This window comes from Paracoccus sp. DMF (assembly GCF_004407025.1).
GTDB lineage: Bacteria > Pseudomonadota > Alphaproteobacteria > Rhodobacterales > Rhodobacteraceae > Paracoccus > Paracoccus aminovorans_B.
Map to the genome: position 1 here is coordinate 1 of NZ_SOKV02000022.1, position 13,415 is coordinate 13,415.

Consider the following 13,415-nt stretch of genomic DNA (forward strand, 5'->3'; position numbering starts at 1 on the left):
CGATGGGCCAGCCCATCAGCCATCCGACGAAGATCGGGTTCAGTCGCCGTCGCGACCGGCCCTTCAGGATCCGCCGCGAGACGACGCGCCCATGCGAGGCAATCATCGAAGCCCAGAGCGGGCGCGAGATCGGGGCGTGCGGAAAGGACCGCGGCCCATCGGGCGAGATCGCCGGGCCCGGGCGGGTGAAGCCCTGCTCCGCCCGGTAGTGCAGCAGGTCCATCCGGGACTTGCCATCGGTGCGGGTGATGCTGGCCTCGCTCGATCCCTTCCAGTTCTGGGCCGCCGGGGTGGGCCAGTGGTTCGGCAGAACTTTTGCGATGCCCAGCGCCAGCGCTTCGGCCTTTCGGGTGAAGTCGCTGTTCCCGGCCGGGTTGTAACTGCCGGTGCCGGGATGCAGGCTCATCGGTGTGGGCCAGGATGAAGATGCGGAGCCGTTCATGCGGCGCGCCGACCTCTGCCGCCGAGAACAGGCCCGCCGCAGGCGTGTAGCCCAAGCCCCAAAGCTCTCGCAGGACGGTTTCAAGGCCGAGGGTGACGTGCCCAGCGACATTTTCGAGGAATACCCATGCAGGGCGGCATTCGCCGATGACACGGGCGACGTCGGGCCACAGGTGCCGGGGATCTTCGGCGCCGCCGCGCTTTCCGGCCGCGCTGAAGGGTTGGCAGGGATAGCCTGCGAGGACGGCATCGAAGGCGCCGTGGAAAGGGCGGGCGTCGAAGCTGCGCAGGTCGGACCAGATCGGGGCCGGGGCGAAGTACCCGGCGCGCTGGGCGGCGATGAGGACGGTGCGCGGCCAGTCCTCCCATTCGACGAAGGCGCGGGTGTGATAGCCGGGCTCGGCCAGCATGAGGCCCAGATCAAGGCCTCCGCCGCCTGCGCAGAGGGACAATCCGTGCCGGGGACGTGACACCATGCCATTCACCGCACCCCGCGCTCGCGCAGGCGCTGGGCCGTGACCAGCCCGCGGGCCAGCATCGCGTCGCGCATCGTGTTGCTGATCGCACTGACCGGCAGATAGCGGTCGGAGTTGACCAGATCGGCGTAGAAGGCGGGGAGGTCGGTTATTGGCTTCGCAGCCGGGGCAGGGGCCGTCTTGGGCTTCCGGCGCTCCCGGCCTGCATCCTCGACCTTGTGCTGGGCGGCGCGCTGCATCGCCCGGTCCAGCGCCTTCGGCCCATCGGGAGGATCGGGATGCTCCCGGCGGCTGGCCTCGGCCGCGGCGATGATCTCCGCCTCGGTCAGGCCCAGTTCGTCGCGCCAGCGCTGGACGTGCAGCCGGGGCGGCCAGCCTTGCCACCAGCCGGGCAGGGCGTCGGGGTCAAGGCCGAGTGCTGCGAGCAAGTCCCCGAAAACCTCATCGGAAATCGTCTCGCGCGCCTGCGCGCCCTCCTCCTCCTTTACTGGTTTACTTAGTGGTTCCCTTACAGGGTTAGTGTCCGAAATCCGGACACGGCTTTCGGCATTTTCCGGACACGGCTCGGCCGGAAAATCGGACACGGGACTCGCCTCATCCCCGTGTCCGAAATCCGGACACGGCAGGGCGTCGGCAGCACCATCGAGGCGCGAACCCTCGACCATCTCAGCGATTTCCGCATCGTCGCCTTCGCCGTGTCCGATTTCCGGACACGGCACCACAGCCACAGGTGTGAAGCCCGGCTCGAACCCCAGGATGTAGCGGGTGGGCAGCTGGCGCTTGGTGACAGGATCAAGCCGCGGCACCCGCCGCAGCAAGCCCACGGCCTCGAGCTGGCCAAGGTGATCGTTCAGTGTGGACCGGCTGATCTCGCAGTCATGCGCCAGCCGGTCCTGCGAAGGAAAGCAGCCGTAATCCGGGTTGAACCGGTCGCAGAGGTGCCAGAGCACGATCTTCGTCGTGGGCTTCAACCCGCGCTGCTTGATGGCCCAGTTGGTCGCCTCATGACTCATGGCACGGGCCTCCGCGGGGCAGTGCCGATGCGCGAGGTGAAGCCGTGGTCCGCCAGCGCGCCCAGCGCGTCGTCGAGGCTGCGCACCAGCGCCCAGCCGAAACCCTGCGCCTGCACCGCATCGCGGAACGCCTCCTGCTCCGGCCGCAGCCGCCCCTTCGGCGCTTTCAGCTCGAGGAACAGCACACGGCCGTCGCAGAGCACCATCAGATCGGCGAACCCGGCATGGACGCCCATGCCGACGAGGATCGCCTGGCGCTTGGCCCCGCGGGGCCCGGCCTCGGTCACCTCGTTGGCGCAGTGATGGATGATGGTGGTGCGGGGCAGGGCGATGCGGAGCGCCTGCACGACGGCGCGCTGAAGATCGGCCTCGGGCGTGCCACGGCGCATCATCGCGCGGCCCTCCCCTGATCCTCGCGCTGGGCACGTGCAACCCCCCGCCGCGCATCGACGACCACCAGCAGGCGCTGGGCATCGGCACGTTCGGCCGGGGTCTCGCCATGCTGGACAAGCACATTGCAGGCGAGCCGGATGAGGAGATCGCTGTGATGCGCGACGTCGGCGATGACGGCACGCGCCTCGGCCACGCGGTCAGCGGGCCAGGCGGATGTGCGGGGCTGGATGGTCATGACCGCCCCCGCGTCTTGCGCACCGGATGGGCCTGTTCCTGCGCGCGGATCCATTCCTGAATGGCGGCGCGGCGGTAGAAGGTCTTTCGACCTATGCGTGTGCAGGGCGGCCCCTGGCGGCGGGCTTCCCACCGGGACAGCGTGTCGGCCGTCAGGCCCAGCGCCCGGGCCAGCTGCTCGCGGCTGATCCAGTCGGCCAGCAGGTCGGGGATGTCCTCTTCAAGATCGGTCTGAATGTCCTTCATCGGTTGCTCCATTCGCGCGGCACCCCTCTGGTTGGGGGTCGGTTCAGCGAAGCAGAGCGTGAGGACCGGAAGACAGGCGGAAGGTGGAATTGAAGGCCGACACCCTATTCCGGCCCTTGTTTCATTGGGTTTGCCGCGACCGTGGCCAGCGAGGATCACCGCAGGAAGATGCCTCCGCGACCATCATTCGCGCCGGTTCCGGGCGGCGATCCATGCGCCAGCGTCACCGCCCTCTTCAAGGCGCTGCGACTGACCGACATACGGACGGATTCAACGGTTCTACCGGCTGCGGAATTGCCGGAATGGGTCGTTCCGGTCGCGTTCCGCGGGCGTTCGACGATATCCACAGAAACCCGCCGACGATGGTCGAAGCGCACGGGATACCTGTTGCAGACTCGCCCATCAGCTGAGTAGATTCGCCGTTGAGCAGTCCATAAGAATCGAAAAGACGAACGCAGTCGGATGCGCACGCCGGTCACGGTGTGCCTCCGGAATACAGGCGGTTTTCCTCGACGACATGCTCTGACCCCTGAGTCAGCCCACGTGCTCGGCACGGCGGGTCATTTGTAACCTGCATGCCGACGGCCCTGGCCGAAGGATGCTGCATGTCTGAAAGGAGTTTCCCAATGCCTCTGCCGCCTGTCGCATTCTTCTCGATCTACGAAATCGCCGTGCGCTGGGGTTGCCCTCCGGCCGATGTGGCGGGCTGGGCGGCGGCAGGGCATCTGCATGTGGTGGCGGGCATTCCTCCGGTCCTCTGCGGTGACGAGACGGTGGCCGGGATGGTTCAGGTGCCGATGGCGGAACTGATGGGGATGTTCCGGCGGATGGGGCCGAGCGACGAGCAGGCGCGGCTCAGGCGGGTCATGCCGCTGGGCAGCAAGACCTGGCTCAAGATCACCGATCCGGCCGAAGGCTTGCTGGTCCGGTCCTCCGACCTGCTGCTGGATTCCGGAACGCTGCAAGCCTTCGAGGAGGAGCGGGATCTGCTGCGGCGCCCGGCTTCCACCATCGGCGCCAGCCCGCGCTACGATTGGGACGCAATGTATGCGTGGCTGACGTGGTTCCTGTTCGAAAAGGGCGTGCCCGACACCCAGACCGCGCTGGTTTCGTTGGTGCAGGACTGGTTCGTCCAGAACTCGAAGTCGGGCGAGGTGCCGGATGAGAGCACCGTCCGCAAGCGGCTGTCCTCGCTCTGGCGCAGGCTGCGCGGCGAGGATGCCGCGTGACGGTCAGGCCGATTTCGGCAGGTCGGTCCCATCCTGCGCCGCGTCATGCACAAGGCGCGGCCGCGGGCGCAGGAGGCTGGCCACCGTGTCGACGCCCGCCCGCAGGGGGGAATCCATCAGGTGCGCGTAGCGCTGGGTCGTCTGCATCTGGCTGTGGCCCAAGAGCTTGCCGATCATTTCCAGCGACGCGCCGCCGCTGACCAGAAGCGAGGCAAAGGTGTGGCGCAGGTCATGGATGCGAACGTCGGCCAGCCCGGCGTCCTTCTGCACCTTGGCCCAGAAGCGGCGGATTTCCCGCACGGGCTGGCCGACTGTGTCGCCGGGGAACAGCCACGGGTTCCCGCTCGGCACCGCCTGCTGGCGCAGCCGCACGATGGCCGCGACGTCCTGCGAGATTGGCACCCGGTGGATCTTGCGCTGCTTGGTGGTCGAGGCGGGCTTCGACCATATGGCATAGTCGAGGTTGAACTGTTCGAACCGGGCCGTCCGGACCTCGCCCACCCGGGCGCCGGTCAGCATGCACATGCGGATGATCGCCGCGGCGCGCTGATCCTCTGCGGCATCCAGCACGGCCGCCAGCCGCGTCAGTTCCTCTGGCGACAGGAACCGTTCGCGGGCATGTTCGATCCGCCGATGGAACCCCTGCGCGGGATTGTCCGTCCGCCATTCCCACTCCACCGCCAGCGTGAACATCTTGCGCAACACTTCGCCCATGCGGTTGGCGCGGATCGGGGTGGGCTTGTGACCCTGCAGCTTGCGTGCCCGGTTGTTGGGCTTCGCCTTGCAGGGGCGAGGCCGCCCCTCGGCCACGAAATCGAGGAACTTCGCGACGTCGGACTTGGTGATCTCTGTCACCAGCCGGTTGCCCCAGGCCGGTTCCACCATCTTCTTCAGCATCGAGACCTGGTCGCCCGCATTCGTCTTGGCCAGTTTCGGCAGATGCTCGGCGATGTAGCGGTCGATCATGTCGGTGACGCGTGGAGCCCCGCGCCAATCGTCGCGCATCGCCAGAGGATCCTGTCCCTCGTCGATGGCGCGGCGCAGTTCCTTGGCGCGTTCGCGGGCGGCCGTGACGCTCCATTCCGGCCACCGCCCGATGGTCATCCGCCGCTGCCGCCCGGCATGCCGGTAGTCGATGGTGAACGTGCGCGCGCCCGATGCCTGCACCCGAGCGGCGAAGCCGATCACCTCCGTGTCGAAGATCTGATAGCTGACGCCGGGCTTCGGTTCCGCCTCGCGCAGGGCTTTCTCATTCAGTTTCAGTCTCTTGACCATCCATCACGCCTCCTTGCCCTGTGACACAGGCGTAGACCCGCGCCACTATCAAGTCGGACCACGGGGCCGGGACCGGAATACAGGCGGAAGGTGGAATTGGATGTCGGAGGAAAATTCCGGAAAGGAAAAACAAGGTGTTACGCGACTTGGCCCAGTGCGCGGGGTTGGGAAAAGACGGACGCACTCCACCATCTTCGCCGATGGTTTGATCGGGATCTGCGCATGAGGTAATCCTCTCGGAACGCCTCTATCCCGAAACTGCCATGCCCAGCGCCAAGCCCCCGAGAAACCTGACGCCCGTGCTGTGTCAGCGCCTTCAAGTCGAGATGCTCAAGGCCTGCGAGGCCGTCGCCGCCCGTCATGGCCTGTTGGTCGAGTCGCGCGACATCACCAGCGTCGATCTGCGCTGGGGGTTCGATGCTAGCTTCCGCGTCTCGATCCCACTGCCGGATGGCACAGCCCTCGATCCCGAGCGTCTGCGGTTCGAGGCGCTTGCCGAGGCCTTCGGCCTTTCCCCTGCCGATTACGGTCGCCTGTTCAGCACCGGCCGCGAGCAGTTCAGAATCACCGGCATCGACCCCCGCCGCCCGAAATACCCGGTGTCAGCCGAGCGGATCCCGGACGGCCAGGGGTTCAAGTTCACCGCGGAACAGGTGGCGCTGTTGCTGCAAAAAGGGATGAAGGATGTGACGCCGAAGGGGTAGGGGCGGGGCTGTCGGCGGTAAGCTGCTGGTCGTGGCTAGTTGCAGGACGCAGCAGCGGAAGGGGAGCAGGTCATCCAATCTGAAAGAACGCATCCTTCAGCTTTTTCGGCCCGACGCACTATGGCTTGCTGGAAGGATTGGGAAGAGGACTGAAAGATGGGCTGAGGGGTAACTGGCGGGTTGGAGGGTCCGTTGAATGTGGTTCGCAGACCTGTATAAGGAATGATACAACCGTAGGAACGCAGTCAAAACGCTGTCACTCCTCACCGCAAATGAAAGCTACTTTAGGAGTTCAAACCCATGGAGAGCAACTCATTTGATGAGTTTCAAAGGCGTCTCAACCTAGCCCGCAACGGCGGTGGTATCTTGTTCTGCGGTGCCGGATTTTCTGCGGATTGTCTGAATTTTAACCCAGATGAAACGCTCGGCACAGGCGCACAACTGCTCAATCTGTTCAATTCCGAACTCAGTCAGAAGCCGCCATACAAGGATCTGCAAAACGCTACGGATGCCCTGTGGGACAAGATTGCCGACAACGGCATGATGAGACTCCTGAAAGAGCGTTTCACCGTTTCCAACGTGACTTCTGATATGGCCGATCTGTTACGCTACCCTTGGCAAGCGGTCTACACGACAAATTATGACAATGCGCTCGAGATTGCGGCACATGCCGCGCAAAAATCGGTCGAGGCTCTTAACAACACGGACCAAGCCGACACGGCAACGCCAAATCTGCCGATCATCCATCTGCACGGCTATGTGCAGAAATGGGACATACAAAACATTCGTGAAAGCTGCGTGCTCGGCGCCGAAAGCTACGCGAAGCTCACCTTCGTGAAAAAGTGGTTCAACCGCTTTCGACGCGACATCGACCAGGCTCAGATCGTGGTTTTTGTCGGTTTCAATGCCGGCGATTTCCACCTCAACCAAGCGATCAATGACCTGACAGGCTTGCGTGAGAAATCCTTCTTCATCAATCGCCCGACGGCCCAGGCCGACCCTGATGTCACCGCGGCTCAAAAGCGGCTCGGCACGCCGCTCTTCACCGGCCGGGCCGGACTTGCCACCATCATCAGAGGACTTCTGGCGAAGGATGCACCGAAAGAGCCACGCCTCGTCAGTTTTGCGAAGTACACACCTCCGGATCCCGCGGCTACGGTTCCCACGCAAGCCCAGATCGAAGACCTGCTTCTCTACGGAAAGGTCGAACCCTCGCAGCTCGCGCGGGACGCGTCCAACGATGTATCTGAGTACCACATACAGCGCACCGCCATCCTGGGAACACTGGCTGCCATCGCAGGTAACGCCCGGATCGTGCTTCTTGAGGGATATCCCTGTGATGGCAAGACCCTGCTCACAACCGATCTTGCCTATCGCCTGTCGGGGGGCAGACCGGTCTACCAGATGCGCCAAGCTTATGAGAGCGTGCTGAACGAGGTCGCAGACATTCTTCATCATGCCCCGAACGCGGCACTGATCATCGAGAACTGCTTTGATCTGCCAGTAGACCGGCTTGCCAGCATCGCGCGTCAGTTTGATGGGCAGCACGGCGTTTTGATCCTCACCAGCCGGGCCGTGGCTGTCGACGCCAGCCCTATTGGCCTCGCATCGCTCGAAGGCTTCGGCAGTTTCCGGAAAATACCCCTCGTCAGTCTCAACGAGAACGAAGCACGCGCTCTGAGCGACCTCGCCGATCAGATCGCTGGGTGGCGTGATTTTCATGCCCTTGATCCCGGTGCACGGCTTCGTTTCATCCAGAGCACCTGCAAGGCAAGTCTACCGCATTTCCTGATGCGGTTGCTTAGGTCGGACTACGTTACAAATCGGTATCGTGAAGAATTCAATAAGCTTTCACTCAGCCAGACCGAGCGAGCAGCGATCATCATCGCGCTCTATTTCGCCCATATCGGTGAGAACGCACCAGTTTCCTTCCTCAGCAATGCGATGGAAACGGACTATGGTGCCATCATCGACCGGCTGAATGCTAGAGCCGGAAGTGACACCTTCCGCCTCGTGCGCCGTACCGGTCAGATCATCCAGACCGTACCCTCGATCGGGGCCCAGAACATACTGCAAAATCTGTTCAACGATGCCGAAATCGTGGATGCTATCGTTCCTCTGTTAATGAACCTCGCGGCAACCTATCGCAACCCTTTCGAACAGCGCATGTTCAATCAGATGATGCGGTTTTCCATCCTTTCCGATGTCGTCACCGACAGGGGTGAGATCGACAGGTTCTTCGAACACAACAAGCAGGAGCAACAAATCAGGCGAATGCCGCTTTTTTGGCTGCAATGGCACATGGCTAAATGTGCGGCAGGCGAACTTCCCGTCGCCGAGAAGCTTCTCGAACAGGGATATGGTGAAGCCAACGAATTCGAACGCCGCACAGGAAACACTTTCGACCGTCGCCAACTGGACGACCGGCGCGCAAAGTTTTTGATGTTGCGGGCGGAGAAAACTACCCGCATCGGGGTCGACCTATTCAGGGATTTCAAAGAAGCAATCGAACTGACTGGCAAGATCCTGCGCCAGAACGACCCGCAGCACTATCCGTTCGAGACTCTTGCAGAGATTTTGCGAACCTATAGCGTGGTGGGTCACCAATTGAGCGACGGGCACAAAGTATTGATCGACACGGCGCTGAATCAGCTCGCAGACTATGCCCGCAAGCGAGTCGGCGTGCTTCCTTCGGGATATCAAAGGGACAAAGCCCAATCTGCGCTCGACAATATTGGCTCGCGATTTTGAGAGAGAAAATGTGATCTGCTTGGGGATTGTTCTGCATCTGCGACAGAGACACTCCCCAAGGTGATCTGATCATCTGTTCTTACACCGGCCCGCCTTGAAGGCTCACCACGACCAGCCCCCCATAAAGCCAGAGGCCGTTAAGACCGCTCCCTGCACTTCGCATCGTGATCGGCTCTCGGGCTGTAGCGATGGTCCCTCGCGAATGATCAGGATCGCTTGTCAACGCCTGGTCAACCCGAGAATTCAATTTGAACGCGCTCGCGTCCGTTGAAGCGCGGTTGTATCCTTCGAGTTCCTGCCAGTAATTCAATGAATTCAAGGGCATGCGGTGTAAGTGTCTGATTTGATTGACATGGCGGTGTCGGCTGAGTTGCGGCTCATAACCTGAAGGTCGCAGGTTCAAATCCTGCCCCCGCAACCAAAAAATCACAAGATATCAGCAAGTTAGAACCTGACGTAAACCGTCGGGTTATCGGCGTCCCACTCTACATCAACGCCACATCAACACGACACCAGAAAAACCGCAACAGGACGCATAAGCCCGCAGCCGCAGGCAGCGGCGGGCAACTCGCAGTTGCGCACCTCCTTGCTTCCGGCCATCATCGGCCCGTGGTTCCAGACGGTGAATTGACGACGACGGATTCTGCCCTTGACCGAACAGTCCAATGTGCCCGACAAGGCACAACACCAGGCATTGGTCGACCGCCTCACCCGCAAGGAAGTCGATGCCGCGATGCGGGAGTGCGATCAGTTGGGCCTTAAGGCCTTCCTCGCCGGCGGTGGCTTTGCAAGCCCGCAAGTCTGGGTCAGCGATGGTGGCAAGGAGCAGTCCTATCCGGCGAAGGCGACAGTCGCAGCCGCCTTGGGGCATCTACCCGATGGCTGCGCCCTCGCAGCGAAGGAGTTCTTCAACGGCTTCGGAGAGGCGCAATCCTTCGCCAGACTTGAGGCTCTGGGATACCGGATACTTCGCAAGGGAGCAGGGGGTGAGGATGACGCCTTCTCTCGCGACCGGATCGAGGCTGCGATGGACGCCTACGACCAGTTTCGCACGTCAGGTGCCCATGCCGATGCGTTCTCAAGCTTCGGAGAGCCAAAGGAATTTTGGGTGCGGTCGACCCGCCCGCGCCAGGACAAGCGCTTTCCGACGAAACCGATTGTCGGATACCTTCTGGGCAAGGCGGCGAGCACATTCAATGGCGGGTGGAGCCAACCAGGGGATGCGGCTGCAAGGCTGCATGCCGCGGGCTACGTCATCGTCGATCAGCATGACACGCCGTTGCCGCTTCCCGACCAACACACCCATCTGATGCGCGGGGCGGAACGCGCGCGGCTCGTCGCCCTGAACTACTTCATCGAGCCTGCTCGGGAAGCCGGGCTTTCTGCGGTTACGATCCGCGCCGGAGACCTGCATGACATGGCGGGCCTTGTGAAGAACTGGGCGAACGTCTGCCAGGCGCTGGAAGGCGAGATGTTCCAGAAGCTTGCCTCGGTACCGGCGCCTACACGGTCCGGGCCGGAACGCAGCACCACGACCGAATACACCTTCGTCCTGACCCAGGACGGGGCCGCGAAGGACAAGCCCATGCCGCACGCCGTTCATACTGCGACCACCAACCTGATCCTCTACGGACCTCCCGGCACCGGCAAGACCTACCAGACAGCGTGGGAGGCGGTTCGCATCTGTCTGGGCGACGCTGTTGTCGCTGATCTCTTTGGCGAAGAGAACCGATATCGGTTGATGGCAGAATACCGGCGCTTGATGTCCGAGGGCCGGATCGAGTTCGTGACCTTCCACCAATCGATGTCATACGAGGAATTTGTCGAGGGGCTGAGGCCCAGCGTCGATGGAGAGGAAGTTCCGGATAATGGCGCGGGCTTTCGTCTGGAGCCTGTTGCCGGAATTTTTCAGCGTATCGCGCGGCGCGCAGGGACAGGCGCCTTTGCGCGCGCCATGCCACAGGCCACGCCGAACACTGGCCGAGAGCCGATTTCGCTGGAGGGACGCAATGTCTTTCAGATGTCGCTCGGAAGCATGAGCGACAAATCCGGTGAGCAGGTCTTCGAGGAAAGCCTCGAAACAGGCATTGCCCTGTTCGGGTTCAATTCCGTCGATTGGACTGATCCGAAGTACGACAGCTTCGAGGAAATCGAGCGTCGACTGGAAACCGAACCTGGCTCTCAACCGAAGGAGCCGCGGATGCTCCATATGTTCCGCAATCAAGTTCAGGAAGGTGACTTATTCATCGTCTCGAAGGGCAAGTCACGCTTCAGGGCCATCGGGATTGTTTCGGGGCCCTATGAATATCAGCAGCGCTCGACCGGCTACAATCACCGGCGCGCGGTGAACTGGATCTGGTCCGATCCTGAAGGTCGGCCATGGCAGGAAATCCATGACTCGGAATTCGCGCGCGATACGATCTATTCTCTGAGCAAGGCCCGGCTGGATATTGCGGCCATTAAGCAGCTGTTGAACGCTGGAGTTCCGCTCGGGGCGTCAGAACCTGGCGACGAAACACCCTTCGTCTTGATCATCGATGAGATCAACCGTGCCAATATCTCGAAGGTTTTCGGGGAATTGATCACGCTCCTGGAACCGGACAAGCGGCTCGGGAGGCGCGACGAAATCCAGCTGACCTTGCCCTATTCGAAGAAGCGCTTCGGCGTGCCGCAGAACTTGCACATCATCGGCACCATGAACACGGCCGACCGCTCGATTGCGCTGCTGGACACCGCCCTGCGCCGTCGGTTCACCTTCAAGGAATTGATGCCGAACCCGGCGGTCCTGTCCCCGAATGTCGGCGGGATCAACCTGCAGAAACTGCTGACCACGATCAACGATCGCATCGAGTATCTCTTCGACCGCGAACACCAGATCGGGCACGCCTATTTCACTGGCTGCACATCGCTTGGGGCCGTCGAGGACGTCATGCGGCACAAGGTCATTCCCCTCCTGTCCGAATACTTCTACGAGGATTGGTCGAAGGTGGCTGCCGTTCTGGGCGATGGCCCGCAAGGCCCGTCCCGGTTTCTGGAAGCCCGCCGCCTGGCCGCGCCTCCCGGCATCGCCGCTGATGATTTCAGCGGTGAAAGACTGCGCTGGCGGGTGAAAGACCAGTTCGACTTCTCCGAGTTCGCCGCCTGATGCCCGCCTACTCCGTTCGCGAATGGGAGACTTTGCCCCATGGCGATGGGGAAGGATGCATTCCGCCGCCCCTGGCCCAGCGCCTTGTGGCACTGGCCAAGGCATCCTCCTTCGCCGGGCGCGGCGGCGGCGGCGTTCTGGAGGATCGCCGCCATGATCTGCGGGCGCGTGGGGTGGTTGGCGTTCTGGCGGTGCCGGGCTGCACACTGGAAATCCTGCCGAAGATCGACGTCGGCGAAAAGGAAGGCTCAGCGCAAGAGACGCGCGAAATCCGCAAGCGCCTCGTCCACATGCTTGCGGTGGCCCTCGACCTGAAGATCCAGACTGGACGCATGACCGACCTCGACTGGCAGCGCGAAACGCTGCTGGAAATCCTGATCCGCATCTTTTGCGACAAGCTGACCGAGGCGGTGCGCCGGGGCATGCCACGGCGCTATACCCTCCACGACGACGACCTGCCGACCTTGCGGGGATCGCTGGATATCCCGCGTCAGTTCACCCGACATCTTGCAAACCCGGGCCGCCTGGCGTGCCGCTATGACGAGTTGTCCGAGGATATCGCCCTCAACCGCATCATGAAGGCGACCATCGCGCATCTGGCGGGCATGTCGCGCAACGCGACGAATGTGCAGCGGCTGCGGGAACTGGCCTTCGTCTATGCCGATGTCGCAGAGGTGCAGGTCCCCGCCCTGCGGTGGGACGATGTTGTCATCGACCGCACGAACAGCGCGTGGCAGGAACTCTTTGGAATGGCGCAGCTGTTCCTGCGTAACCGATACCAGACCACCAGTGCCGGTTCAGGGCAGGGAGCGGCACTGCTGTTCGAGATGAATGCCCTGTTCGAGGAATACATAGGCCGTCTGGTAGCGCGGGCGCTGGCAGGGTCCGAATTCCGCGTGACCCTGCAGGGTGGCCGCCTGTTCTGTCTGACGTCGCTTGATGATGATCGGGCGGTGTTTCAGACCAAGCCCGACATCCTGATCTGGCGCGCTGGTCAGGTCGCCCATGTGATCGACACCAAGTGGAAACGCATTTCCGACCGGATCGACGATCCGAAACAGGGGGTCTCCCAGGCGGACGTCTATCAGATGATGGCCTATGCCCACCTCTACAAGGCCCCGCGGCTGACGCTGCTTTATCCCCACCATGCGGGACTGGGTGACGAAGAAGGGATCCGCGCGCGGTTCCGGGTGACGGGTCAGGAAACACTGCTGGAAACGGCGAGCTTCGACATCTCCACTGGCGCCGACCTTTTGGATCGCGTTCGTGGCCGGATCCTGACTGGCATCGAAGAAATGTCGCCCGCACTGCCGTGATGGCGAAGGGCACGCCCTGGCAGGTGCACAACTGTGCCCATCGGCGGGCGCGACAGATGAGGCCCCGCCGTGCCACCATGTCCCTGCAGCGAATCCCCTGCGGCTCTTTGACCTTGTGAAGCTGTGAACCGGGCCGGGCGCTGCCTTGCGGTCGAGGCGCCCTGCGCTTCCCGCGGGGACACCACCCGGCCC

At 62.6% G+C, this 13,415-nt stretch carries 10 protein-coding genes and 2 pseudogenes; 5 read left to right on the plus strand and 7 right to left on the minus strand.

Features of this window, described 5'->3' with window-relative positions:
- The 6 genes and pseudogenes from E3D03_RS12555 to E3D03_RS12580 all read right to left on the minus strand — a co-directional run.
- A pseudogene (locus E3D03_RS12555) lies at positions 1-406 on the minus strand (DNA methyltransferase); the annotation flags it as partial.
- 46 nt (positions 407-452) lie between these two features.
- A pseudogene (locus E3D03_RS12560) lies at positions 453-917 on the minus strand (DNA cytosine methyltransferase); the annotation flags it as partial.
- Between the two features lie 5 nt (positions 918-922).
- On the minus strand, positions 923-1,930 hold the full coding sequence (locus E3D03_RS12565) for a helix-turn-helix domain-containing protein (RefSeq protein ID WP_263567230.1): 1,008 nt from the start codon (positions 1,928-1,930) through the stop codon (positions 923-925).
- A complete protein-coding gene (locus tag E3D03_RS12570) occupies positions 1,927-2,322 on the minus strand; it encodes a VRR-NUC domain-containing protein (RefSeq protein WP_263567231.1) in 396 nt (131 codons plus the stop codon). Before E3D03_RS12570 ends, E3D03_RS12565 begins: the two co-directional genes overlap by 4 nt.
- On the minus strand, positions 2,319-2,558 hold the full coding sequence (locus E3D03_RS12575) for a hypothetical protein (protein WP_263567232.1): 240 nt from the start codon (positions 2,556-2,558) through the stop codon (positions 2,319-2,321). Before E3D03_RS12575 ends, E3D03_RS12570 begins: the two co-directional genes overlap by 4 nt.
- The gene (locus E3D03_RS12580) at positions 2,555-2,803 is read right to left on the minus strand and encodes a helix-turn-helix transcriptional regulator (protein ID WP_263567233.1); all 249 of its coding nucleotides are present in this window, start codon (positions 2,801-2,803) and stop codon (positions 2,555-2,557) included. The genes E3D03_RS12575 and E3D03_RS12580 overlap by 4 nt, the downstream gene beginning before the upstream one ends.
- Before the next feature lie 626 nt (positions 2,804-3,429).
- On the opposite strand from E3D03_RS12580, the gene E3D03_RS12585 reads away from it, so the two are divergent.
- The gene (locus E3D03_RS12585) at positions 3,430-4,032 is read left to right on the plus strand and encodes a hypothetical protein (protein WP_263567234.1); all 603 of its coding nucleotides are present in this window, start codon (positions 3,430-3,432) and stop codon (positions 4,030-4,032) included.
- A 3-nt stretch (positions 4,033-4,035) separates the two neighbouring features.
- On the opposite strand, the gene E3D03_RS12590 is transcribed toward E3D03_RS12585, so the two are convergent.
- Positions 4,036-5,307 (minus strand): tyrosine-type recombinase/integrase, encoded by a 1,272-nt coding sequence (locus E3D03_RS12590; protein WP_263567235.1) that lies wholly within the window; start codon positions 5,305-5,307, stop codon positions 4,036-4,038.
- A gap of 263 nt (positions 5,308-5,570) precedes the next feature.
- Between E3D03_RS12590 and E3D03_RS12595 the strand changes: the two genes are divergently transcribed.
- The 4 genes from E3D03_RS12595 (at position 5,571) to E3D03_RS12610 (ending at position 13,223) form a co-directional block, all read left to right on the plus strand.
- On the plus strand, positions 5,571-6,011 hold the full coding sequence (locus E3D03_RS12595; RefSeq protein WP_263567236.1) for a hypothetical protein: 441 nt from the start codon (positions 5,571-5,573) through the stop codon (positions 6,009-6,011).
- Between the two features lie 300 nt (positions 6,012-6,311).
- On the plus strand, positions 6,312-8,762 hold the full coding sequence (locus tag E3D03_RS12600) for an SIR2 family protein (protein ID WP_263567237.1): 2,451 nt from the start codon (positions 6,312-6,314) through the stop codon (positions 8,760-8,762).
- A 649-nt stretch (positions 8,763-9,411) separates the two neighbouring features.
- Positions 9,412-11,907, plus strand: coding sequence for an AAA family ATPase (locus E3D03_RS12605; protein WP_220269863.1), 2,496 nt, complete (start codon positions 9,412-9,414; stop codon positions 11,905-11,907).
- Positions 11,907-13,223 carry an McrC family protein gene (locus E3D03_RS12610; protein WP_114350554.1) on the plus strand — a complete coding sequence of 439 codons (1,317 nt, stop codon included), beginning with the start codon at positions 11,907-11,909 and terminating at the stop codon, positions 13,221-13,223. The genes E3D03_RS12605 and E3D03_RS12610 overlap by 1 nt, the downstream gene beginning before the upstream one ends.
- Positions 13,224-13,415: the final 192 nt, after the last annotated feature.

What these genes read in the sequence shown, in the direction of transcription:
- E3D03_RS12580 (WP_263567233.1), bottom strand. Translation starts at nt 2,803, where the DNA reads ATGAAGGACATTCAGACCGATCTTGAAGAGGACATCCCCGACCTGCTG.
- E3D03_RS12565 (WP_263567230.1), bottom strand. Translation starts at nt 1,930, where the DNA reads ATGAGTCATGAGGCGACCAACTGGGCCATCAAGCAGCGCGGGTTGAAG.
- E3D03_RS12585 (WP_263567234.1), top strand. Translation starts at nt 3,430, where the DNA reads ATGCCTCTGCCGCCTGTCGCATTCTTCTCGATCTACGAAATCGCCGTG.
- E3D03_RS12595 (WP_263567236.1), top strand. Translation starts at nt 5,571, where the DNA reads ATGCCCAGCGCCAAGCCCCCGAGAAACCTGACGCCCGTGCTGTGTCAG.
- E3D03_RS12600 (WP_263567237.1), top strand. Translation starts at nt 6,312, where the DNA reads ATGGAGAGCAACTCATTTGATGAGTTTCAAAGGCGTCTCAACCTAGCC.
- E3D03_RS12590 (WP_263567235.1), bottom strand. Translation starts at nt 5,307, where the DNA reads ATGGTCAAGAGACTGAAACTGAATGAGAAAGCCCTGCGCGAGGCGGAA.
- E3D03_RS12575 (WP_263567232.1), bottom strand. Translation starts at nt 2,558, where the DNA reads ATGACCATCCAGCCCCGCACATCCGCCTGGCCCGCTGACCGCGTGGCC.
- E3D03_RS12570 (WP_263567231.1), bottom strand. Translation starts at nt 2,322, where the DNA reads ATGATGCGCCGTGGCACGCCCGAGGCCGATCTTCAGCGCGCCGTCGTG.
- E3D03_RS12610 (WP_114350554.1), top strand. Translation starts at nt 11,907, where the DNA reads ATGCCCGCCTACTCCGTTCGCGAATGGGAGACTTTGCCCCATGGCGAT.